At 67.4% G+C, this 23,181-nt stretch carries 18 protein-coding genes and 1 tRNA gene; 9 read left to right on the top strand and 10 right to left on the bottom strand.

The annotated features are described in order from the left end of the window. Nucleotides 1-100: 100 nt before the first annotated feature. Both J2728_RS05525 and J2728_RS05520 read left to right on the top strand, forming a co-directional pair. Nucleotides 101-1,663: an alkaline phosphatase D family protein gene (locus tag J2728_RS05525; RefSeq protein ID WP_309997318.1), complete on the top strand. Its 1,563-nt coding sequence runs from the start codon at nt 101-103 to the stop codon at nt 1,661-1,663. An 82-nt stretch (nt 1,664-1,745) separates the two neighbouring features. Beyond that, a complete protein-coding gene (locus tag J2728_RS05520; protein ID WP_309997316.1) occupies nt 1,746-3,524 on the top strand; it encodes a coagulation factor 5/8 type domain-containing protein in 1,779 nt (592 codons plus the stop codon). A 29-nt stretch (nt 3,525-3,553) separates the two neighbouring features. Here J2728_RS05520 and J2728_RS05515 read toward each other — a convergent pair whose 3' ends face one another. Further along, nucleotides 3,554-4,768 (bottom strand): MFS transporter, encoded by a 1,215-nt coding sequence (locus J2728_RS05515; protein WP_309997314.1) that lies wholly within the window; start codon nt 4,766-4,768, stop codon nt 3,554-3,556. Between the two features lie 292 nt (nt 4,769-5,060). Here J2728_RS05515 and J2728_RS05510 point away from each other — a divergent pair, with 292 nt between their 5' ends. The 4 genes from J2728_RS05510 (at nt 5,061) to J2728_RS05495 (ending at nt 10,984) form a co-directional block, all read left to right on the top strand. Continuing rightward, nucleotides 5,061-7,994, top strand: a complete 2,934-nt coding sequence (locus J2728_RS05510; protein ID WP_309997312.1) for a TonB-dependent receptor — start codon at nt 5,061-5,063, stop codon at nt 7,992-7,994. A 134-nt stretch (nt 7,995-8,128) separates the two neighbouring features. Next, nucleotides 8,129-8,854, top strand: coding sequence for a SapC family protein (locus J2728_RS05505; protein WP_309997310.1), 726 nt, complete (start codon nt 8,129-8,131; stop codon nt 8,852-8,854). Then, nucleotides 8,847-9,872 (top strand): cupin-like domain-containing protein, encoded by a 1,026-nt coding sequence (locus tag J2728_RS05500; protein ID WP_309997308.1) that lies wholly within the window; start codon nt 8,847-8,849, stop codon nt 9,870-9,872. The genes J2728_RS05505 and J2728_RS05500 overlap by 8 nt, the downstream gene beginning before the upstream one ends. A gap of 56 nt (nt 9,873-9,928) precedes the next feature. Next, nucleotides 9,929-10,984, top strand: a complete 1,056-nt coding sequence (locus J2728_RS05495; RefSeq protein WP_309997307.1) for a LacI family DNA-binding transcriptional regulator — start codon at nt 9,929-9,931, stop codon at nt 10,982-10,984. A 207-nt stretch (nt 10,985-11,191) separates the two neighbouring features. Here the strand turns inward: J2728_RS05495 and J2728_RS05490 are convergent. From J2728_RS05490 to J2728_RS05475, 4 genes are all read right to left on the bottom strand, one after another. Next, nucleotides 11,192-11,268, bottom strand: a tRNA-Arg gene (locus tag J2728_RS05490). Between the two features lie 67 nt (nt 11,269-11,335). Beyond that, a complete protein-coding gene (locus tag J2728_RS05485) occupies nt 11,336-12,652 on the bottom strand; it encodes an NCS2 family permease (protein WP_309997305.1) in 1,317 nt (438 codons plus the stop codon). Continuing rightward, nucleotides 12,649-13,716 carry a purine nucleoside permease gene (locus tag J2728_RS05480; RefSeq protein ID WP_309997304.1) on the bottom strand — a complete coding sequence of 356 codons (1,068 nt, stop codon included), beginning with the start codon at nt 13,714-13,716 and terminating at the stop codon, nt 12,649-12,651. The genes J2728_RS05485 and J2728_RS05480 overlap by 4 nt, the downstream gene beginning before the upstream one ends. A 93-nt stretch (nt 13,717-13,809) precedes the next feature. After that, on the bottom strand, nt 13,810-14,772 hold the full coding sequence (locus J2728_RS05475) for an ABC transporter ATP-binding protein (protein ID WP_309997303.1): 963 nt from the start codon (nt 14,770-14,772) through the stop codon (nt 13,810-13,812). Between the two features lie 152 nt (nt 14,773-14,924). On the opposite strand from J2728_RS05475, the gene J2728_RS05470 reads away from it, so the two are divergent. Both J2728_RS05470 and J2728_RS05465 read left to right on the top strand, forming a co-directional pair. Continuing rightward, complete coding sequence (locus tag J2728_RS05470; RefSeq protein WP_309997301.1) at nt 14,925-15,209, top strand: zinc-finger domain-containing protein; 285 nt, start codon at nt 14,925-14,927, stop codon at nt 15,207-15,209. A 3-nt stretch (nt 15,210-15,212) separates the two neighbouring features. Then, nucleotides 15,213-15,647 carry an acyl-CoA thioesterase gene (locus J2728_RS05465; protein ID WP_309997299.1) on the top strand — a complete coding sequence of 145 codons (435 nt, stop codon included), beginning with the start codon at nt 15,213-15,215 and terminating at the stop codon, nt 15,645-15,647. Here J2728_RS05465 and J2728_RS05460 read toward each other — a convergent pair whose 3' ends face one another. The 4 genes from J2728_RS05460 to epmA form a co-directional block, all read right to left on the bottom strand. Continuing rightward, nucleotides 15,648-16,349, bottom strand: coding sequence for a VIT1/CCC1 transporter family protein (locus J2728_RS05460; RefSeq protein WP_309997297.1), 702 nt, complete (start codon nt 16,347-16,349; stop codon nt 15,648-15,650). Between the two features lie 78 nt (nt 16,350-16,427). Next, on the bottom strand, nt 16,428-16,862 hold the full coding sequence (locus tag J2728_RS05455; protein ID WP_309997294.1) for a tellurite resistance TerB family protein: 435 nt from the start codon (nt 16,860-16,862) through the stop codon (nt 16,428-16,430). 46 nt (nt 16,863-16,908) lie between these two features. Next, nucleotides 16,909-17,094, bottom strand: coding sequence for a hypothetical protein (locus J2728_RS05450; RefSeq protein ID WP_309997293.1), 186 nt, complete (start codon nt 17,092-17,094; stop codon nt 16,909-16,911). 225 nt (nt 17,095-17,319) lie between these two features. Next, a complete protein-coding gene (epmA, locus tag J2728_RS05445; protein WP_309997291.1) occupies nt 17,320-18,366 on the bottom strand; it encodes an EF-P lysine aminoacylase EpmA in 1,047 nt (348 codons plus the stop codon). A gap of 120 nt (nt 18,367-18,486) precedes the next feature. Here epmA and efp point away from each other — a divergent pair, with 120 nt between their 5' ends. Continuing rightward, a complete protein-coding gene (gene efp, locus J2728_RS05440; protein WP_309997288.1) occupies nt 18,487-19,053 on the top strand; it encodes an elongation factor P in 567 nt (188 codons plus the stop codon). Between the two features lie 81 nt (nt 19,054-19,134). On the opposite strand, the gene J2728_RS05435 is transcribed toward efp, so the two are convergent. After that, the gene (locus tag J2728_RS05435; protein ID WP_309997287.1) at nt 19,135-23,151 is read right to left on the bottom strand and encodes a beta strand repeat-containing protein; all 4,017 of its coding nucleotides are present in this window, start codon (nt 23,149-23,151) and stop codon (nt 19,135-19,137) included. Nucleotides 23,152-23,181 lie beyond the last annotated feature (30 nt).

Raw genomic sequence — 23,181 nt, 5'->3', positions numbered from 1 at the left:
TCGTCATCCGGCCGTCATGAACGCCATGTGTAGCCATCAGAGAAGTCGCCGCGAAGAATCTGCCTGAAGGCGCGGCCGGCGCAAATTCCCAGGAGACACAATGGCACTTCGGTTTACCCGGCGAGGCGTGCTGGCTGGCGCCGCGGCGACCAGCGGCCTGATCGCCGCGCCGGCGATCGTCCGCGCCCAGCAGGTCTTTAGCGGCTATCCGTTCCGCCTGGGCGTGGCGGCGGGCGACCCCAGCCCGGACGGCTTTGTTCTGTGGACCCGACTCGCGCCCGATCCGCTCGGCGAACATGGCGGGATGCCCATGGCCCCGATCAGCGTCGATTGGGTGGTTGCGTCGGACTCTCGGTTCAAAACCCTTGTCGCCAAGGGCAGCGCGGTGGCGCGTCCGGAATTGGCTCACGCGGTGCATGTCGAAGTGAGCGGGCTCGCCCCGGGGCGGCCCTATTGGTATCGCTTCTTCGTCGGACGGGAGCGCTCGATGCCTGGCCGCGTCGTCACCTTGCCGATGGCCGGCGCGGCGCTGCGGCGGCTGCGCTTTGGCGTCGCCGGCTGCCAGGGCTACGAGGATGGTCTGTATACAGCCTACCGCCACCTCGCGGGCGAGGAGGTCGACTTCATCTATCACTACGGCGACTATATCTATGAAGGCCGCGCCTCGCCGACACCGCTCGACTACGGCGGCAACGCGCGACGCTTCGTCCGGGCGCATGTGGGGCAAAATCTCTACAGCCTTGATGACTATCGGCGGCGCTACGCCCAGTACAAGATGGATCAGGACCTGCAGGCGGCGCATGCCGCCACGGGCTGGTTCACGACCTTCGACGACCATGAGGTCGAGAACAACTGGGTCGGCGGTATCGATCAGAACGGCACGCCGCCGGAGGCGTTCGCCCTGCGCCGCGCCGCAGCCTTCCAGGCCTACTACGAACACATGCCGCTTCGCGCGGCGTCGTTTCCGACGGCGGCGGGTATGCGTCTCCACCGGCGGGCGGTGATCGGCGACCTGGTTGATCTGCATCTGCTGGACACCCGCCAGTTCCGCACGGATCAGCCCTGCGGCGATGGCTTCAAGGCCTATTGCGCCGGCTGGGATGATCGTGGCGCGCAGGTGCTGGGCGTGGACCAGGACGCCTGGTTGGCGGGCAATCTTCGCCAGAAGGCCGCGCGCTGGAACACGATCGCCCAACAAGTGATGATGATGCCGCTGGACCGTCGCGAAGCCGGTGAAACCGCGCCGGTGCGCAACATGGACAGCTGGGGGGGATACAATGCTCCCCGGGAGCGACTGTTCGACCGGATGAAGGGGCTGGGCAATGTCGTGGTCCTGACCGGGGACGAACACCAAAACTATGCGGGCGAGCTGCGCACCAAGGGCGGCGAAGGCGACGCGGTGGCGGTGGAGTTCGTCGGCACCTCGATCTCGTCGGGCGGCGACGGGGCCGACAAGCGGCTCGGCTCGGACCGCATCGAGAGCCAGAACCCGTTCCTGAAGTTCATCAATGATCGCCGCGGCTATCTGTTGTGTGACGTCAATCACGAGCGCTGGGAGACCCAGTTCAGGACCGTCGAACGGGTCACCACGCCCGACGCGCCGGTGGTCACGGCGAAGACGGCCACCGTCGCGCATGGCCAGCCCACGCTCAGCTTGGACTGACGCGCGGCGCTTGAGGCGGCGGGGGGCTCGACGCGGCCTCCCACGCCGCGGCCGCCGTCGAGAGGAATATCGGACCGTCGTGATGGATGACAACAAAGCGGACGAGGATCGGCGAGTCTTGATGCAGCGCGCCGTCGCCTTGGGCGTGGGCGCCGCGGCTTGCGCGGTATTCCCCCCCGAGGCCGGCGCGCGGCCGCGGACGGGCGGCGACCCGGACCTTGGCCCAAATGTGCTGATTATCGGTCCCGATATGCCGACGGCGGTTATCCAGGCCAAGCTTGACGCGATCCACGGCGCTCAGGAGACGGCGCATTTCACCGACCGCCGCGACGCGGTGCTGTTCAAGCCCGGTCGCTACGCCGCCGAGGTGAAGGTCGGCTTCTTTACCCAGATCGCCGGGCTTGGCCGGCTTCCGAGCGACGTCGTGATCGACGGCCATGTCCAAGTGGACGCCCAATGGTTCAAGGGCAACGCCCTGGTGAACTTCTGGCGCGCGGTTGAAAACCTCGCCATTCGTCCGCCCGACGGCGCCGACCGCTGGGCGGTGTCGCAGGCGGCGCCCTATCGGCGCATCCACTTGATGGGCGATCTTCGTCTGGACGACGGCGGTTCCTCGAGCGGCGGCTTCATGGCCGATTGCCAGATCGAGGGCGTGATTCACTCGGGCTCCCAGCAGCAGTGGTTCACGCGTGGCGCCTCGATCCGGGGCTGGGAGGGCGCGAACTGGAACATGATGTTCCTGGGCGTGACCGGCGCGCCGGCCGGCGCCTTTCCACAGCCGCCCATCACCACCTTGCCGACGACGCCGATCGTACGGGAAAAGCCGCATTTGCAGGTCGACGCGGCCGGTGAGTGGGGGGTGTTCGTGCCGGCGCTGCGCAGCGACACGCGGGGAACCAGCTGGGCCGCGGGGGATCCGGCCGGCGCTCTGATTCCACTTTCGCGGTTTCTCATCGCTCAGCCCGGGGTGTCGGCCCGCGACATCAACGCGGCGCTGAGCCAGGGGCGGCATCTGTTACTGACGCCGGGCGTCTACGCGCTCGACGCGCCCATCAGGGTCGAGCGGGCCGACACGGTGGTGTTGGGCCTGGGTCTGGCGACGCTGTTGCCGGTCGCGGGCAATGCGGCGCTGACGGTGGCCGACGTGCCGGGCGTCTCCATCGCCGGGGTGCTGATCGATGCGGGACCTCTGGAGTCGCCGGTGCTGATGACGGTGGGACCGCGCGACGCCTCGGGAAACCACGCCGCCAACCCGACTCTGCTGGCCGACCTGTTCTTCCGCGTCGGCGGCGTCGCCGTCGGTAAGGCGCGGACTTGCCTTGAGATCAACAGCCATCAGGTGATCGGCGACCACCTCTGGATCTGGCGCGCGGATCATGGCGATCTCGACGGTGGCCGTAAGCATGTCGGCTGGACAGAGAGCACCAGCGACCAGGGCTTGATCGTGCGCGGCGACGACGTGACCGTGTACGGCCTTTTCGTCGAGCATTTCCAACGGCACCAGACTGTTTGGCAAGGCGAGCGGGGGCGCACCTTCTTCTATCAGAGCGAGCTGCCCTACGATCCGCCGAGCCAGGCCGCCTACAGGGCGGACGGGCTGGGCTGGGCCGCCTACAAGGTCGCCGACTCGGTCGAGCGGCACGAGGCCGTGGGCCTGGGCGTTTACGCCTATTTCATCGCCGATCCTTCCATCGTGGTCGAAAGCGCGGTGGAGGCTCCCCGGCGGCCCGGTGTTCGTTTCACCAGCGTGACCACCGTCTCCCTGGGCGGCGGGGTGGGCAGTATCGCGCACTTGGTCAATGACCAAGGCGCGGCGGCGCGGCGCGGCGCGATCCGCCAGACCTTGGCGCGCTACCCCTGATCAGTCGTCTGGGAAGGAGCGCGCGGGCGTCAGCGGCGTCCGCGAATGGCGAGCATGGCGAGGCCCCCGCACAGGGTAAGCGCCGCCAGCAGCGACAGCAGTCCGCCAAAGTCGCCCGGCGTGGCGAAAGCATAGGCCAGGACCGGCCCCACAAGGGCCGGCAGAGTGTTGGCGAGGTTGAGGAGGCCAAGGTCGCGGCCCCGATGTCGCGCGCTGGGCAGCAGCTGCATCCAGAACACCGCGTGCAGGGCCAGGAAAATCTCCGAGCCCAGGGCGTAGGTGACGAAGCCAACGGCGCCGGCCGTCCGACTGCTCGCCAGGGCCATCAGTGTCAGGCCAAGGGCGGTCAGCACGGCCGAGCCGAGCAGGAACGGCTTGCGCCGGCCCAGCTGGTCCGAGAGCCTTCCGATGAGGATCGCGAAGGGAAGCGGCAAGACATAGGCCAGGGTCAGCATGTGGCCCGCATAGCCCGCCAGAACCAGCGGCGGGGTATTGGGCTCAAGGCTCTGAAAATAGTACAGTAAGTAGAGGGTCAGCGAATTGCCCGCCGCCTGCAGCAGAAGGCGGGCGAGCCAGGCGATGCGCAGATCGTGCTGGGTCAGGCTTCGAGGCGGCGGCGGTTCAGTCGGGGCCGGGGCCGGCTGGGCGGGGGTCAAGACCAGCGGCGCGACGCAGATCGCCACCGCCAGGACAATGACCGCCAGCTGCGCGGCTTCGCCGTGCCGCGCCATGCCGACGACGATCGTCGCCAGTCCCGCGGCCAAGGGATAGGCGAAGGCCAGCAAGCCGCCAACCAAGCCCTTCTGCGCGTCGGGAATCTCGTCGGCCATGATGGCTAACATCGGGGCGAGGATGGCGTTGACCGCGCCCTGGAAGATCACCACCGCGACCACGAGGGTGACCGGCGTGTTCGCCACCAGGACCAGCCCGTAGGCGGCGGCGGTGGCCAGCACCCCACCGACCATCCAGCCTCGTCTCCCGCCGCCCCTGGCCACGGAGCGATCGCTCAGCCAGCCAAAGAGGAGGTTGGCCAGGATGGCGCTGAGGGTGCCGCACAGGGCGGTGGCGGTGAAAAGGCCGATGCGCGCGTCGCCGGCGATGGCGGCCACCTTGATCGGCAGCAAGAACGCCACGAGCGGCAAATAGCCCATGGTCCCACCGGCATAGGCCAGGGCGAAGACCAGGAGAAACCGCCAGGGTCGGCGGTTCGGCGAGGCCGCGGGGGTGGGCGAGGGTTTGGGCATCGCGCTTGACGATCGAGGCCTTATCCGGCCCCGCCACAATCAGCAAGCGCAAGACTACCTCGCCGCCGTCCTTACCGTCGGAAGATGACGAGCCAATGATGGATGAAGTTAATGTTCACTACAGTTCTGTGACAGTTTTTGTATTGTTTTTTTTAGCTTTGAGTGGGCAGTTGACAGCCAATTTCTCGCCGTGCAGTGAACGTTCACATTTTTGGAGTGGGGCTCGGACGAGCCTCACAACACGGGGGATATCATGCCGAACTCCACGTCGCTTAGGTTGTCACGACTGGCCTTGAGCGCATCGACGCTGGCGATCATGAGCCTGCCGAGCCTGGCGATGGCGCAGGAGGCCGCCAACGCTTCGGCGCCGTCGGACAGCGCCGCGGTCAGCGAGATCGTCGTCACCGGCATCCGCGCCAGCCTGCGCCAGTCGGCCGACATCAAGCGCGACGCGCAAGGCGTGGTCGACGCGATCTCGGCAGAGGACATGGGCAAGTTCCCGGACACTAACCTCGCCGAGTCCCTGCAGCGCATCACGGGCGTTTCGATCGATCGCTCGATGGGCGAAGGCTCGTTCGTCACCGTCCGCGGCTTCGGTCCCGATTTTAACCTGGTGGTCCTCAATGGTCGCCAGATGCCCACCGCGCAGCTGAGCGGCGGCGCGACGGCGCCCTCGTCGCGTTCGTTCGATTTCGGCAACCTGGCCTCGGAAGGCGTCGCCGCCGTCGAGGTCTACAAGTCCGGTCGCGCGACCATGGAGTCGGGCGGCATCGGCTCGACGATCAATATCCGCACGCCTCGCCCGCTCGACCGACCTGGCCTACGCGGCGGCTTGGGCGTCAAGGCGGTCTACGACAAGTCGGGCAATGACAAAGACCCCGTCACGCCCGAAGTGTCCGGCATCTTCAGTGACACTTTCCTCGACAACCGCATCGGCGTCCTGGCCTCGGGCACGTATCAGAAGCGTGAAGGCGGGAATAACGAGGCCTATGTCGGTTGGCGCGACGGCTATGTCGCCACCAATCCGGCTGGCCAACTGCCCCAGCCGAGCGATCCGCGGTCGGCCAATATCGTCAACCGGCCCACGGGAACGACCGTCTATTCGGTGCCCAACAACGCCGGCATCGGCATCAACAACTTCAAGCGCAAACGGATCAACGGCCAACTGGTGCTGCAATTCCGTCCGACCGACGCCGTGACCGCGACCGTCGACTACACCTATTCGCGCAACACCGTCGAAACCCGCAACAACAGCGTCGGCGTCTATTTCAATCACAACGCCACCAGCAGCGACTGGACCAACGGGCCGATCGCCGCGCCGAACTTCTATACCGAGACCTTCAAGGCCAGCGAAAGGAAGGACCTCTCCTACGTGGCCAATCTGACGGCCAACCGCACCGAGAATAAGTCCATCGGCGGCAACCTGACCTGGAAGGCCCCTGGCGATCGCCTGACCTTCGAGATCGACGGCCACCATTCGACCGCCGAGTCCAAGCCGACCAACAAATACGGCACCAGCACCTCGGTCAGCACCGCCATCTATGGCGTCGCCAGCCAGAGCATCACGTTCAAGAAAAGAACGCCGATCCTCTCCTACACGATGCAGCCGGGCATCAGCGCGCTGGACGCGTCTCTGATCCAGGCCAGCGGCAACTCGTTCCGCAACGGTTATTTCCGTGACGAGATCAACCAGGGCCAAGTCATGGGTCGCTACGAGGGCGACGGCTGGCTCGACGGGATCGACTTCGGCGTCTCCTATGTCGACAACAAGGTGCGGTCGGCCTACGGCTTCATCCAGAACAACACCTGGAGCGGCGCCGGTCCGGCTTCGGATCTTCCCGACAACCTGTTCACCCTGGCGACCATCCCGGACAAGTATCCGCACATGGGCGTGAACGGCGCGGACCTGGTCCAGAAGATCTACACCTTTGACTTCAAGACCGTGGTTCCGCTTCTGGACCAGCTCTACAAGTTCTGCGGCGGCGATGGCGACTGCCTGGCGACCTACACGGTCGATCGCCGCATCCACGAAAAGACCGCCGCCCCCTATCTGCAGGTGAAGACCAAGTTCGACGCCTTCAATTGGCCCGTCCATCTGGTCGGCGGTCTGCGCTACGAAAAGACCAAGGTCGACGCATCGGCGCTGGTGCCGGTCCCGACCGGAACCGAGTGGGTGTCGAACAACGAGTTCAACGTCGTCTACTCTGGCAAGAGCGACTTCACGCACTTCAAGGGCGAATACGACAACTGGTTGCCGGCGGTCGATTTCGACATCGCGCCCCGTGACGACGTCAAGCTGCGCGCTTCCTACAGCCACACGATCACCCGCGCCGACTATGGCAGCTTGCAGGGCGGGCGGACGCTGGACTCGCTGTTCCGGATCGACGCCGGTTCGGGCAGCCAGGGCAATCCGGGCCTGCGGCCCTACAAGTCCAAGAACATCGATCTGTCGGCCGAATGGTACTACAAGGCCGACAGCTATATCTCGGTCGGCTACTTCCATAAGGACGTCGAGAACTTCCTGTCGTCCACGCGCGTCGACACCTCGGCCTTCGGCCTGACCAATCCGGCCGACGGTCCGCGCTTCAAGGCCGCGCGCGCGGCGCTGGGCCCCAACGCGACGGTCGCCGACATCCGCCAGTACATCTTCGCCAACTACCCCAATTCGGTGAAGATCACGGGCGGAACGCCGGGTAACTACACCGGCACGATCATCGGCCTGCCCGAAGACAACCTGGTCAATTTCAGGGTCTCGACCCCGGTCAACAGCAGCCAGACCGCCGCCGTCCACGGCTGGGAGTTCGCCTTCCAGCACAGCTTCTGGGATACGGGCCTGGGCGTGATCTTGAACTACACCATCGTCGACGGCGACGTCCGCTACGACAACACCTTGCCGGCGACGGCCACCCAGTTCGCGCTGACGGGTCTGAGCGATACGGCTAACGTCGTCGCGTTCTACGACAAGCACGGGATCCAGGCCCGCGTCGCCTACAACTGGCGCGACCAGTTCCTGTCCGGGAACGGGCCCAATCCGGGCTACACCGAGGCCTATGGTCAAGTCGACGCCAACGCCAGCTATGAGATCCGGCCTGGTCTGACGGCCTTCGTCGAGGGCCTGAACCTGACCGGCGAAGGTCGGCGGGGCCATCAGCGCTCGAAGCAGTACGTGACGGTCGCCGCGCCGGGCTTCGCCCGCTATACCGCCGGTATCCGCTTCACCTTCTAGGTCGGAACCGTCGCGACCGTGAAGGCGGAAGCGCCGCTCGCCCAGGGGCGGGCGGCGCTTCCAACGGCCCGACGGAAGGCGGCGCACAGCATGCGCGGGAACCGCGGCCCGCTAGGCGCGGCAATGGGGTCTTGATGTCGAACCATGTCCTTCTGACGGTCGAGGCGCACCGCGCGTTGCGCATCGACACCCGGCGCGACCCGGCCCTCGGCGACGCGGTGATGTCGTGTCTCATCCCGCCCGACGAGTTTCGCCAGGCGCAGAACCACTATCCGATCCTGTTCCATCGTCCGCCGGGAGGCGACCGCTTCCAGGCGGTGGCGCTGTTTGGCTTTCATCCCGGCGAGAATCTGTTCCTAGAGGCGGACGGCTGGGACGCCGCCTATCTGCCCCTGGCCATGACCATCCAGCCGTTCTTGATCGGCGCCCCGACCTCCGCCGGAGCCGCCCCCTCCGTCCATATCGATATGGCCAGCCCGCGGATCCTTCGTACGCCGGACGCGGACGGCGCGGCGGTTTTCGACGAGGCGGGCCGACCGACCGCCTATCTCGAAACGATCGCCGAACAGTTGGGCGAGCTCGATGCGGGCTATTGGCGATCGGCGGACTTCTTCTCGGCGCTGCGTCGACATGACCTGCTCGAGCCCCTGGCGGTGGAGATGATGCTGGAGGACGGCGGCTTCGAGCGCCTGGTCGGCTTCCACGTCATCGACGAGGCGCGTCTGGCCGCCCTCGACGCCGATTCGATCGCCGCCCTGCATGCCGAGGGGCATCTGCAGCCGATCTATATGGCGATCGCCTCGCTAGCCAATCTCGCCGCGCTGATCGCCCGCAAGAACCGGCGGTCGCGTCATGGCTGAGGGCACTATCTGGGACGACTTGGCCCAGACGCCGGCCGTCGCCGTCGCGGACCCCGACGCGCTCGACGTCCGCCTGCGCGCGGCCGCCGCGCCGTTCGTCGTTCGCGGCTTGGTCGCCGATTGGCCCCTGGTCGCCGCCGCTCGCCAGTCGGACCGAGAGGCGCGCGCCTATCTGCTGGGTCTGCATCGGGACGTACCCTTCACGGTCGCCACCGGCGCGCCGGGGAGCGACGGCCGGATGTTCTATGACCAGGCCATGGGCATGAACTTCCGCACCGACCGCGCGAAACTGTCCCAAATCTTCGACCAGATGGACGCCGAGGAAGGTGAGGCGGACGCTTCGCCGCTCTATCTGGCGGGCGTCGACGTTCACGACTTCTTCCGAGGACTGCACGAGGCCAATCACGTGCCGCTGGCGGGGCGGGACTGCCTGGCCAGCATTTGGATCGGCACGCGCACGCGGGTGGCCGCCCACAATGACTTTCCCGACAATCTGGCCTGCGTGGCGGCCGGGCGCCGCCGGTTCACGCTGTTTCCGCCCGAGCAGTTCTGCAATCTCTATCTGGGTCCGATCGACAACACACCGGGTGGGCGGGCGGTGAGCCTGGTCGATTTTCATGCGCCGGATTTCGAGCGGTTCCCCCGCTTTCGCGAGGCGCTGCGTCACGCCCAATACGTCGAGTTGGCGGCCGGCGACGCGCTGCACATCCCGACGATGTGGTGGCACCATGTCGAGGCGCTGGATCCGTTCAATGTCCTGGTCAACTACTGGTGGCGCGATACGCCCCGGTGGATGGGCCAGCCCCAGAACGCGCTCAATCTGGCGCTCCTGGCCATCCGCGACCTGCCCGAGGTCGAAAAGCGTCATTGGCGCGCTTTGTTCGACCACTATGTATTCGACAACGACGCCCGGGTGACCGCTCATATCCCCCTGGGTGGGCGGGGCGTGTTGGACCCGCTGACCGCCGAAAGCGCCGGTCGCCTGCACGCCTTCCTGCTACGACAACTCAACCGGTAGACCTTGATCGCGCCGCCACGACGGCGCGGCGACGCGAAAGGGATTGGAAAGCGAGCATGGCGCGGCGGCGGCAGTCAGTAACCATTCGGCATGTGGCGGCGGACGCCGGCGTGTCGCTGCAGACGATCAGCCGGGTCATCAACAAGGAGCCCGGGGTCAGCCCCGCGATGGCGCGGCGCGTGCAGGCGTCGATCGACAAGTTAGGCTATGTGCCGTCGATCGCGGCGCAGCGGATGAGCGGCTCGCGGTCGTATCTCATCTTGGCCTTGAACGACCGCGAACGCACCATCGCCGACTGGCGCGCGCGCGAGGGCAGCGACTGGATGGGCCAGATGATGCTCGGCGGCATGCTCGCCTGCGCGAAGCACGGCTATCGGATGATCGTCGAACTGATCGATACCGACAGCGATCATATCGAGCGCGAATTGCTGTCGGCGGTGGCGGCCCTGCAGCCCGATGGCGCCATCCTCACGCCGCCGCATTCGCAAAACCCGGTGATTCTCGACCTGCTCGACCGTCATGGCATCAGCGTCGCGCGGATCGGCTCCCTGGCCGAGGGGCCGGGCTTCACGCTCACGCTGGGCGACGAGGGCGGCGCCCGCCTGGCCACCGAGCACTTGTTGGCGCTCGGTCATCGTCGCATCGGCTTTATCGCCGGCTCGCCCGACTATGAGCTGAGCGATTGGCGCATCAACGGCTGGCGCGCGGGCATGGCGGCGGCGGGCCTGCCGGTCGAGGGTCTGCTGGCCCACGGCGATTTCAGCTATGGGTCCGGGCTCGAGGCGGCGCGCGCCCTGCTCGACGGTGGGGCGCCGACCGCGATCATCGCCAGCAATGATCAAATGGCGCTGGCCGCCATGGCCGCCGTGCGCGGGCGAGGCCTGGATGTTCCGTCCGACATCTCGCTGGTCAGCTTCGACGACACGCCGATCGTCCGTCTGGCCAATCCGCCGCTAACCGCGATTGTTCAGCCAGTCGCCGAGGGAACCGCGCGGGCCGTCGAACTGATCATCGCCGCGAGAGCGGGTCAGGCTAGCGCGAGCGGCCCGATCGTCATCCCTCCAACCCTCGTCGCGCGGAACTCGACGCGGGCGCTGGCGTCCCCGGCCTGAGCGTTCCGCGCCGGTGGCGCGTCATCGAGACGCCCGACCGCGCCAAGGCTGTCCGGACCCCGCTGGCCCACCGCGGCCGCTCGGCCGCGCTGAATGACAACGTGCGCCGCGCGCTACCTAGCGTGGGACATCTCTTGGGGCGGTTTCAGTCAAGTAGGCCCACTCGGAAGGGCCAGCCTCTGAATGCTCTGATCTTTCCGGAGAAACTGGCGCACCCGACACGATTCGAACGTGTGACCTTTGCCTTCGGAGGGCAACGCTCTATCCAGCTGAGCTACGGGTGCATCCCTTACGGGAAGCGGGTCTTAGCCGAAAGGCGGCCGCGGCGCAAACGGTCTTGCTGGGAGCGGCCTACGCCGCCCCCATGTAGATGAAGCGGGCGACGAACAGGGCCGCCAGCACGAACAACAGCCAGTCGCCCTTGCGGGCCTGCCCGCGCGCCAGCTTGAGCCCGGCATAGGCGGTGATGCCGAAAGCCAGGCCGTTGGCGATCGAGAAGGTCAGCGGAATGGCGATCACGGTCAGGAACGCCGGGATCGCGACGCCGGGGTCCTCCCAGTCCACATCGGCCAACGCGCCGATCATCATCGAGCCAACGATGATCAGGGCCGGCGCCGTGGCGGCGGCTGGGATCGCCTGGACCCAGGGGGCGAAGAACAGGGTGGCGAGGAAGAGGACGCCGACGACGACCGCCGTCAGGCCCGTGCGACCGCCCGCGGCGACGCCGGACGCGCTCTCGATATAGCTGACCACGGTCGAGGTGCCGGCCAACGAACCACCAATCGTGGCGATGGAGTCGGCGGTCAGGATGCGGTTGAGGCGGGGGATCGTCCCGTCCGGCTGGACAAGGCCGGCCTTCTTGGTCACGGCGACCAGGGTGCCGACATTGTCGAACAGGTCGACGAACAGGAAGACGAAGATCACCTCGGCCAGCGCCATGCCCATGCCGCCGTTCAGATGGAGCGCGGCGGGGACGTCCAGCTTGAAAGCCGTCGCCGTCAGGGCGGCGAGGCCGTAGTCGCCAGGCGCGATCTTCGCCAGGCCCAGCGCCCATCCCGCGACGGCGGCCACGAGAATGCCGATCAGGATCGCCCCCTTCACGCGCCAGACCATCAGGCCGCCCATGACCAACAGGCCGAGGATCGCCAGGGCGGCGTTGGGCTTGGTGAGGTCGCCGAGCGCGACCGTCGTGGCCGGATCGGCCACGATGACACCGGCCTCCTTCAGGCCGATGAAGGCGATGAACAGGCCAACGCCCGCGGCGACGGCCGAAAATAGCGGGCGGGGAATGGCGCCGACGATCAGTTGCCGGATGCCGGCGACCGTCAGCACCAGGAAGGCGATACCGGATAGAAACACGCAGCCCAGCGCGGTCTCCCACGGCAGACCCATGCCCTTGACGACGGTGAAGGTGAAATAGGCGTTGAGGCCCATGCCTGGCGCCAGGGCGATCGGATAGTTGGCGATCAGGCCCATCAGGATGCTGCCGAAGCCCGCGGCGAGGCAGGTTGCCACCGCCACCGCCGCCACCGGCATGCCGGCCTGGCCCAGGATCGTGGGATTGACGATCACGATATAGGCCATGGTGAGGAAGGTGGTGAAGCCGGCTAGCACCTCGGTGCGCACCGAGGTCCCCTGCGCGGACAGCTTGAACATCCGCTCGATCATTTCGCGGCCCCTCCGTTGGACGTCATGCTGGGCGTGTTGGCTTCGTACCGGTCCCAGTGACTGGACAGTTCTCGGACCACGACCGAACCCACGCGATAGGCCGAGTCGAAGGCCGCCATCGCGCCTTCGTCGTGGAAGGCGCGCGGGAACTCCGGCGCGCCGAGCGGCGCGCGTGAATAGTTGCTGGCCGTGCGCAACACGAGCACGCGCGAGAAATCGACCTTGCCTGACTTGGCGTAGAGATCGAGGACGTCGAGGAGGCCCTGGTCCTCGCAGTCGGTCATGACGAAGGTCCCCGCGCCATCGGTCCAAAGCTTGACCCAGTCCTGGGCCCACTGGGTGCGGCGAGCGCCGTGCCAGAAGCGGGTGGTCCCAAGCGCCTCGCCCTTCAGGACGAAAGGCGGCTTGATCGCATTGGCTTCGCCGGCATAGGGCGCCCGGAGATTGGCCAGGGCCGCGCTGTCGGGAATCGGGGTGCTCGCCGTCAAGCCGTAGGCCCAATCGACGAGCCGCCAGTTGAGCGCCCAGACCATCCCGGACGATCCCACGGCCGAGCCTTTCACGTTGGGCTTGTCCGTCTCCAACGAATAGAGGCCGTAAGGCCAGTCCGCCGGGATCTCCCGGTCATCGACCTCGTAGGTGGGATCGGCGTCGACGACATAGCGGGCCCAGGCGGCGCTGCCGATCGACGCGGCCTTGGGGTCGACGCCCGCTATGCCGGCGACGATCCAGTAGGTCTTGGAGAAGTCGAACCGCCCGGACAGGATCAACGCCGCGAGGCTTTCCCGCGCCCGGGCGCGCATATCGGTCATGACGCCCAGCACCCCGGTCTCGGGCGACCAGCGGGCGGCGTGGCGCAGGCCAGGAACGGCGATGGTCTCCGTCAGCGGCAGGCCTTCGACCCAAGGCTGGAACTCTCCAGGCTGATCGCCCGTCACCGCGCCGATCTCGAAGGTGGTCAGCACCACGACCTTGACCGGGATCGGCTTGGCCGCTTCGGCGTGGGCCAAGGTCGATAGGCCCAGGCACAGCGCCGCGATAAGTCCCCAAAGCCGCATCGCCATGTCCCCTCGCGCGAAAATCGCGGGGAAGCTGGCGTGACGCGGCGCGCCTGGCAAGCGCGTTTGTCTCTCGTGGTTCGCGCGAGCGCGGCCTGACTAGTCCTTGGTCGGGTCGGCCGCGTTCGGGTCGCCATAGGTGAGGGCCACGAAGACGTCCTCGAGGTCGGGGTCCTCGGTGGCGATATCCTTGATCAGCACGCCGCTCGCGCGCACGGCCGCGAGCACCTGCTCGACGCTGGACTGGCCGGTGCGATAGCTGACCGAGAAGGCGCCGCCCGCGCGCGGCTTGGTGTCGAAGCCGGCGAGCACGGGCGCGGCCATCACGGGCTGTTCGGGCGTGACCACGACGTTGCGGCTGTCCATCCGGCGGAGCAGCGTCTCGGTCGGCTCGCAGGCCACCACCTCGCCGCGATTGATGATGGCGATCTGGTCGCAGAGCTCTTGCGCTTCTTCCAGATAGTGCGTGGTCAGAACGATCGTGACGCCCAGCTCGTTCAGCCCGGTGACGTACTGCCAGAGTTGGCGGCGCAGCTCGACGTCGACGCCGGCGGTGGGCTCATCAAGGATCAAGACGGGCGGCTGATGGACCATGGCCTTGGCCACCATCAGACGCCGCTTCATGCCGCCGGACAGCTGGCGGACATAGGCGTTGGCCTTGTCGCCCAGGCCGAGCGCGTTGAGTAGTTCGTCGGTGCGGCGCTCGCGTTTGGGCACGCCGTAGAAGCCGGCTTGCACTTCCAGTGACTCGCGCGGGGTGAAGAAGACGTCGGCGGCCAATTCCTGAGGGACCACGCCGATCGCCGCGCGGGCGTCGCGTGGGCGCTGGTCGATGTCGCGGCCCCAGATCCGAACCGTGCCCGAACTCTTGCGGACCAGACCGGCCAGAATGTTGATGAAGGTCGACTTGCCCGCCCCGTTGGGACCCAGGAGGCCGAAGATCGAGCCACGCGGCACCTTCAGGTCGATGCCGTTCAGCGCCCGCTTTTCCGGCGAGGTCTTCGTTCTAGCGTAGGTCTTGTAGAGGCCCTCGGCTTCGATGGCGTAGGCGGGCAGGTCCATGGATCGTCCAGATTGCAAACGGCGAGGTCGGAAACGCCGTCAAAAAGGCCCCGGGGCGGCGCGCGTCGATTGACGACGCCTTTCAGGGTCGCATAGGTAGGCCTGGTTCGCGGTGACGCCAAGGCCGCGTTCCGAATTCGAGGATCCCGAAGATGGCCAAGGCCAAGACTCCGACCGCCCACGCGACCGTTCCGACCGCCATGGACCCCGCGGCGATCGCCGGTCCCGCGCCGGAGACGATCATCGTCCGATCGCACCGGATCGCTTGCGATGGCGTCGGCGGGGCGCTTGGTCACCCGCGTGTCTGGCTTGAGATGGGCGCGGCCGGTTTCGTGGACTGCTCCTATTGCGATCGCCGCTTCGTCGCCGCGACGGGCGAGGGCGACGAGAGCGAACTGCTCGCGCCCGGCGTCTACGAAGGCGCCGGCGGCCACTAAGCCATGAACGGCGGCGTTCCGACGGACCAGCGGGCCGAGACCCTCGCCAAGGCCTGGGAAAAGGCCGAGTGGCCGCACGAAGCGCCCGTGCTTCGCGCCATCGCCATGCCGTCCGACACCAATCCCGAGGGCGATATCTTCGGCGGCTGGTTGCTGTCGCAGATGGACTTGGCCGCGGCTTCCATCGCCTTCCACCGCGCGGCTGGACGTTGCGCGACCATCGCCATCGACGGCATGACCTTCATCAGCCCGGTGTTCGTCGGCGACGAGGTCAGCCTGTTCGCCAAGGTCATTCACACCGGCCGCACTTCGATCAAGGTCGCCGTCGAGGCCTGGCGTCGCCGGCGCGACGGCGAGCAGGCGCACAAGGTGACCGAGGGGGTTTTCACCTTCGTGGCCATCGACGAGCACCGCAAGCCTCGTCCGCTTCCCGTCTAGCTAGACCACGGTTCCGAACGCCTTGCCGATCAGGGCGGTGGCGGCGAGAGCCAGGGCGCCCCAGAACGTCACCCGGATCACCGACTTCAGCGGCGCCGCTCCGCCCGCCCAGGCGCCGAGCCACCCCAGCACCGCCAGCGCGAGCAAGGTGGCGACCGTGACGACCGGGATCATGGCCGGTAGCGGCGCCAGGGCGGTCACCGCCAGCGGCATGGCCGCGCCGACGGCGAAGGTGGCCGCCGACGTCAGGGCCGCCTGCACGGGGCGGGCGGTCAGATGCTCCGAGATGCCCAGCTCGTCGCGAGCATGGGCCGCCAAGGCGTCCCCCGCGTTCAACTGAATGGCGACCTGTCGGGCGAGATCCGGCGTCAGACCCCGCGCGACATAGATCGCGGTCATCTCGTCCAACTCGTCCTCGGGCCGGGTCGCCAGCTCGTCGCGTTCGCGGGCGAGGTCGGCGGCCTCGCTATCGGCCTGGGAGCTGACCGAGACGTATTCACCCGCGGCCATCGACATCGCGCCGGCCACCAGACCAGCGCCGGCCGCCAGCAGGATCGGACCACGCGAGGCTTCCGCCGCCGCCACGCCGACCACCAAGGCCGCCGTGGATACGATGCCGTCATTGGCTCCGAGCACGGCCGCGCGTAGCCAGCCAATCCGCGAGACCACGTGGCGTTCGACGTGCGCTTTCAAGCGAGCCATATGCTTCCCCTCCGGTCCTATTCGATCGAAGGGGAAGCCCACGGCGTCGCGGGGTCAAGTCCAGCGCCCGCTTACGGGTTAGTGCGTGAGGTCGAACCGACTGGGCGCGACGCCGAGCCAAGCGCAGATATCCAGGATTACCTGGCGTTCGTCCGCCTCGAGCCCCCCGTCCGCGATCGAAACGGCCACGGCCGCCGCGGCGACCTCGGCCGTCTCGGCGCGCCCCTTGATCCGTCGGATCATCATTTCCGCCTCGGCGCGGGCTTCCTCGGGGCGGGTTTCGAACCGCGTATCCAAGGCTTCGAAAGCTTCGAGCACGTCGTCGACACCGAACGGGATCAGGCCGGCCTGGCCACGGATGCGGTCCAGCATCCGCCCGCGCTCCTCCGTGGAGACCTCGCCATCGGCATGGGCGATCAGCGCGCACGCCGCCACCACGGCGTCGAGTTGCTCCAGCTGGCGCGGCGTCCAGACATCGGTCGGCGCCAGCGCCTTGCGCGGGGCGTTGTTCATGGTCGTTTCCTCGTTCTCGTTGTCAGTGAAGGACTTGGCCACGCGCTCAGGCCCAGCGGGCCGTGGCGGCGTCCTGCTCGATCGTCCAAAGCCGCTCCTGGAGGCTTTGCCGCCGGATGCTCCAGATCTGGATCTTGGCCTTGTCGGGTTCCGGCCGCGCGCCTTCCTCGCGCATGGCCACGGTCAGCCGCGCGATCTCCGCGCGCAGCTGCTGGGCGTTCATCAAGGGCATGTTGTCGCTCTCCTCCGTTTGGGAGAGTGCGCCGACACCAGATCGATGGGGGGCTCAGATGGAGGGGGAAGCTGCCTCCAGGACCCGGCATCGAGCGCACTCGATGCGGTCCGACATCACGCCTGACGCCAAAGGCGTCGAAACGTCAGAGGGGCCCGGCCCGCGCTTAGGAGTTTGGAAGAAAAGCGACAGGACTCAAGAGGGAAGTGCGAAATTTTCGCGTTTTCAGCCCGCGACCGGTGTCCAGAGGACGTCCTCGATCCGACGCGCGCCCGTCGCCAGCAGGACCAGGCGATCAAAGCCGAGGGCCGAACCGGAGGCTTCTGGCATGTGCGCGAGGGCGGCCAGGAAGTCCTCGTCGATCGGATGGCGCTCACCGTAGACCCTGGCCTTTTCGTCCATCTCGAGAATGAAACGCCGCCGCTGCTCGACTGGGTCGGTCAATTCGCCAAAGGCGTTGGCCAGTTCGACGCCGCAGGCGTAGAGCTCGAAGCGTTCCGCCACACGCGGGTCGCCGTCTTTCGGCCTGGCGAGCGCCGCCTCGGGGATGGGATACTCGCATAGGATCGTCGGCCGACTCTCGCCCAGGCGGGGCTCGACCTTCTCGACGATGATCCGGCTGAAGATGTCGGCCCAGGTGTCGTCCTCCGCCACACGGACGCCCGCCGCGCGGGCCGAGGCCGCCAGGGCGCCGCGATCGGTCTCGCCGTCCGAGGCGACGCTCGCCAATAGATCCACCCCCGCGTGCCGCTGAAAGGCCTCGGCCACCGGAAGGCGTTCGGGCCGGGCGAAGGGGTCGCAGGCCATGCCTCGGAAATCGAACCGTTTTGTCCCGGCGGTCTCCGCCGCCAGGGCCAGCAACGCCGCGCAGTCGTCCATCAGCGTCTCGTAGGGCGTTTCGGCGCGATACCACTCCAGCATCGTGAATTCCGGATGATGCAGCGGCCCCCGCTCGCGATTGCGCCAGACCTTGCCGAGGCTGAAGATCTTCTCCTCGCCCGCCGCCAGCAGCTTCTTGCAGGCGAATTCCGGCGAGGTGTGCAGGTAGAGCGGCGAGGCCTCTCCCCCCGCGCTCAGCGCCTCGGTCGCGAAGGCGTGCAGATGCGCCTCGGCCCCGGGCGAGACCTGCAGGGCCGCGGTCTCGACCTCCTCGAAGCCTTGCGCCTCGAACCAGGCGCGGAAGGCCTTGGTGATCCGATTGCGGGCCAGAAGGAACGGGCGGCGGTCGTGGTGGACGTCGGCGCGCCACCAGGTGGAGGAAAGGTGCGGCAAGGGCTCTAAACCGAAGACACTGGAGATTTCGGCCCTTTCGCTATAGGAGGGCGCTCACGGATCAATAGCACGAACGCGCCCGCGGCCTCGCGCGCGCTTTCCACCAAGGACGGTAACTACGTGAAGGTCGCAGCCAGCTCGCTCCGCAAAGGCTCCGTCGTCGATCTGGACGGCAAGCTCTATGTCGTCCTGAGCGCCGAGAATATCCACCCCGGCAAGGGCACCCCGGTGACCCAGCTGAACATGCGCCGCATCTCGGACGGCGTTAAGGTTTCCGAACGCTACCGCACGACCGAGCAGGTCGAGCGCGCCTTCGTCGACGACCGCAACCACACCTTCCTGTACCAAGACGGCGAGGGCTTCCACTTCATGAACCCGGAAAGCTACGACCAGCTCGTGGCGACGGAAGATGTGATCGGCGACGCCGCGCCCTATCTGCAGGAAGGCATGACCGTCATCCTGTCGACCCACAACGACGTGCCGATCGCCATCGATCTGCCGCGCACCGTGGTGCTGGAGATCGTCGACACCGAACCGTCGGTGAAGGGTCAGACGGCCAGCTCGTCCTACAAGCCGGCCGTGCTCAGCAACGGCGTGAAGACGACGGTCCCGCCGTACATCACGTCGGGCACCAAGGTGGTGATCCTGACCGAAGATGGTTCGTACGTGGAACGCGCCAAGGACTAAGCGTCTCGAGCATCTGAACATGAAAAGGCCCGGCGGGAGACCGCCGGGCCTTTTTGCTGGCTGGCGCGCTAGCGGACGGGCCTAAAGTCCGATCGCTTCCAATTGCGCGGGGCTCATGGCGTCGAGCTGGGCGGCGGTCAGCTTGTTGATCTGCGCCCGGGACAGGCTGGAGAGCTGGCTGGGCTGGATGGCCGCGACCTGGACCGCCGTGAAGCCCGGAATCTGGCTTGGCATGAGCTGGCCGATTTGGGTGGCGTTGAGTGTCTGGATCGAGGCCGTCGTCAGCTGGCCGATCTGGGTGGTCGTCAGGGCGCCAAGCTGGGGCCCCGACAGTCGAGCCAGGCCCCCGACGCCCAGCGACGCCAGCTGGTCGGCCGTGAAACCGCGAACTTGGTTCGCGGTCAGACCCCCGAACTGCTCGTTGGACAGCGCGCCAATGGCGGTCAGCGACAAGGCTCCGATTTGACCGGTCGTCAGGCCCGCGATCTGCGTGCGGCTGAGCTCCGCGACGTCGGTGGCGTTAAGACCGCGCAATTGAACCGGCGTCAGCGCTGAAATCTGAACGGGCGACAGGGCCGCGACCTGTGTCGCGGTCAGCGCCGATATGTCGGCGGCCGAGAAGTTCTCCATCTGCTCGGCGTTGAACGCGCCGATCTGGGTGGCGGTGATTTCGCCGATGTCGGCGGCGCTGAACTTTTCGATCTGACTGGCCGTGAGGCCGCGGACCTGGGCGGTCGTCAGGCGAGCGAATTGCGTCGCGTCCATGGCCGAGAGAATTTCGCCTCGGATCGCGCCGATCTGGGGCGCCGAGAGCGCCGCGACCTGCGTGGCCGAGAAGCTTCCAAAACCGCTCGCGTCGAGACCGCCGACCTGTGTCGTCGAAAGGCCGGCGAGCTGGGTGGTTGTCAGACCGGCCAACCCGGTCGTTCCAAGCGCGGCGAAGGCCGTGGGGGACAGCGCCCCGATTTGGCTGGCGCTCAGCGCGGCGATGTCGGTGCTCGAGAGGCTGGCGATCAGAGCGCCGGAGACGCCGCCGATCTGGCTCGGCGTCAGTTGACCGATCCGGGCGCGCACGGCGGCGTCGGGCAAGGCCGCGAGTTGGGTGGTTGTCAGGCCGGCGAACTGGGTCGCGGAGAGCCCCGCCAGCGCCGTGGTCGACAGCGACGCCAGGTTGGTCGTTGACAGCGCCCCAAGCTGTGACGCGGTCAGCCCATTCACCTGGGTCGTGGCGAGTTCGGCGAAATCGGTGGTCGATAGAGCGCCGACTTGCGTCGGGGTGAGGCTCTGTAGCTGAGTGGTCGAAAGGCGGGCCATCTGGGTTGCGTTCAGCGCCGACAACGCCGTCGAGCCCAGCGCGGCGAGGAAGCCGCCGCTTAGGCCGCTGATTTGGGTTCCGGACAGGCCCGCGAGCTGCGCGCCCGTCAAGTTGGCCGCTTGGCTCGCCCCGAGGCCCGCCACTTGGCTGGAGGTTAGGGCGGCGACTTGGGTCGCGGTCAGGGACGCGACGCTGTCCGTCGACAACGCGCCGATCTGGATGGAGCTCAAGGCGGCCAACTGGCTGTTGGACAGACCCGTCATTTGCGTCGGAAGCAGCGCCGAGATTTGCGAGGGCGCCATGGCCTTGATCTGGCCGGCGGTGAGCGCGGCGACCTGCGTGGTGTTCAGCGCCGCCACGTCGGTGGCGGGCAGGGCGGCCAGTGGCGATACGCCGATCGCGGCGATCTGGGTGGCGCTAAACTCGGCCATGTCTTCCGGCGTCAAGCCGCGGAGCTGCGTGGCGGTTAGGGCGGCGATCTGGCTGGTCGACAGGACGCCGATGCTCGTGGCGCCCAGCGCCGAGAACGCGGTGGGGGAAAGGCCCGCCAATTGTGTCGGGGCCAGGAGGGCCAGGCGTTCGGCCTCCAAGGCGGCGACGGCCGGCGCTGAAAGGCCGGCGATCTGAGTGGAGCGAAGCGCCGCCCACTGGGTGGCGGAGAGCTTACGCAGATCCTCCGCGTCCAACACCGCCAGTTGTTCGACGGTAAGCCCTTGGACTTGAGCGGCGCTAAAGCCCGCCCACTGCGTGGTCGACAGGTTCGCCACGAGACCCGTCGCGAGCGCGCCGATCTGGTTGGAGGTCAGCGCGCCGATCTGAGTTGCGCCGAGGGCGTCGAACTGCGTGACCGTCAGGCTTCGTGTCTGGGTGGCGTTCAAGCCTCGCAGCTGGTTCATGTCCAGGCGCGCCAGTCCATCGAGGGATAGGCGCCCGAGGTTCGTTGTGGACAGAGCGCCGAACTGCTGGGCCGTCAGGGTGGCGACCTGGGTCGCGCTCAACGCCGAGGCCATGGTGGACGACATCCGCGCCATCTGATCGGCGGTGAGGGCGCGGAGCTGAGTCTGGCCCAGAGCGGCGATTTGGGAAAGCGAGAGGCCGCCAAGGGCCGTGACCGACATCTTGGCGACCTGGGTGGCGGCCAAGGCCTCGATCGCGGTGGTGGACAGCCGTGGAACCAGCGCGCCGATCTGGGTTCCGTCCAGCAGCGCCATCTGGGTGGGGCGCAGTTGCTCGACATCCGTCTGGCTCAGGCCGGCCAGCTGCGTGGCGGTCAAGCCGCGGAGCTGGTTGATGTTCAGCTTCGCTACCTGCTCCTGATCGAGCGCCGAGAGCGTTTCCGGCGTCAAGCCGCTGATCTGAGGGGCGGTCAGCGCGCCGATCTCCGTCGGGGTCAGCAAGGCGATATCGGTCGGCGTGAACGCGCGCAGCTGGGTCGCCGAGACCCCATATAGCTGTCCCGGCGCGAAGGGGGCGACCTGACGCAGGGCCGCCAGCTGGGTTCCCGACAGCGCGCCGATCTGGACCGCCGACAGCGCCGCCGCGTGCGTTGGCGAGAGGGCCATGAGATCCTTTGTCGACAACGCCTTGAGCTGCAGGGGCGTCAGCGCCTGGATCTGACTGGGGTTGAAGGTCGCGAAGGTCTCGTCCGACAGCGCGGCCAGCCGCTCGGGAGGCAGGTCACGGATCTGGGCGACGGTGAAGGCCTTGAGCTGGGCGCGCGTGAATTCGTTGAAGTCCTCGCCATTCAAGGCCTTCAGCTGATCGCCGCGTAGCCGGGCGATCTGGCTCGCGCTGAGGCCGCCGACCTGGGTGGCGTTCAGGGCCGAGAAGGCGGTGGGTGACAAGCCGCCCAGGGTGGCCGGATCGATCGCGGCCAGCTGGACGAGGTCCAGCCTGGTGACCGCGGTGACCGACAAGGCCGCCGCGTGGTTGGCCGCGAGGCCCTTCAGCTGGGTTGGCGTCAAGGCGGACAGGAAATCAGGCCCAGCCCGTCCGAGTTCGGTCGCGGAGAGCGCTCGGATCTGGGTTGTGTTGAAGACCGCCTTGCGATCGCCCAGGGCGGTCAGCTGCGTGGACGTCAGGGAGGAAATTTGACCCGGCGTGGCGGCGGACCACTGGTCTCGCGAGGTAAGCGCGATGGTTTCGGGCGTCAGGGCCCGCACCGTCGCCGCCGAGAGGGCGGCGAACTGGGTCGGCTTCAGGGCCGCGATTTGGCTGGCCGAAAGGCTCGCCACCTGCGTGGGGGCGAGCGTGCCGATCTGGCCGGCGGTCAGGGCGGCGATCTGATCGGGGCTGAACTCCGCCATGTCGCTGGCCGTAAGGCCGCGCACCTGCGCCGCGGTCAGCGCCCGCACCTGGGCGGCGGAGAGGCTCTGAACCTGTTCGCGGCTGAGGGCGGAGATGTTCGCGGCGCTTAGGCTGGGGATCTGGGTCGTTCGCAGACCATCCAGCGTGTCAGGGCTCAGCGCCTGGACTTGCGTCCGCGAGAGGGCCGCGACCTGAGCTTGGTTCAGGACCATCAGCTGCGTGCCGCTGAAGGCCACGGCGGGCAGGCGCGGCAACTGAGCGGCGGTGAGGCCCGCCAGCTGATTCACGCCGAACTTGGATAGCTGTTCCGCGCTGAGGGAGGCGATCGCGGTGGTCGAAATCGCCGCGACCTGCGCCGAGGTCAGCTTGGCGAACTCCGATGGCGAGACGGCGGCGAGGCTCGCGCCGCTCAGGGCGGCGATACGCGTCACGGTCAGGCTGGATAGGGCCGACGGATCGGAGCTGACAACCGCCATCGTTACTCCCGGCACTTTCGCGGCGACAGC

This window comes from Caulobacter segnis (genome assembly GCF_031454995.1).
Taxonomy (GTDB): Bacteria; Pseudomonadota; Alphaproteobacteria; order Caulobacterales; family Caulobacteraceae; genus Caulobacter; species Caulobacter segnis_E.
The sequence above is the reverse complement of the archived record's forward strand: the minus strand, read 5'-3'. Positions and strand labels throughout refer to the sequence as shown.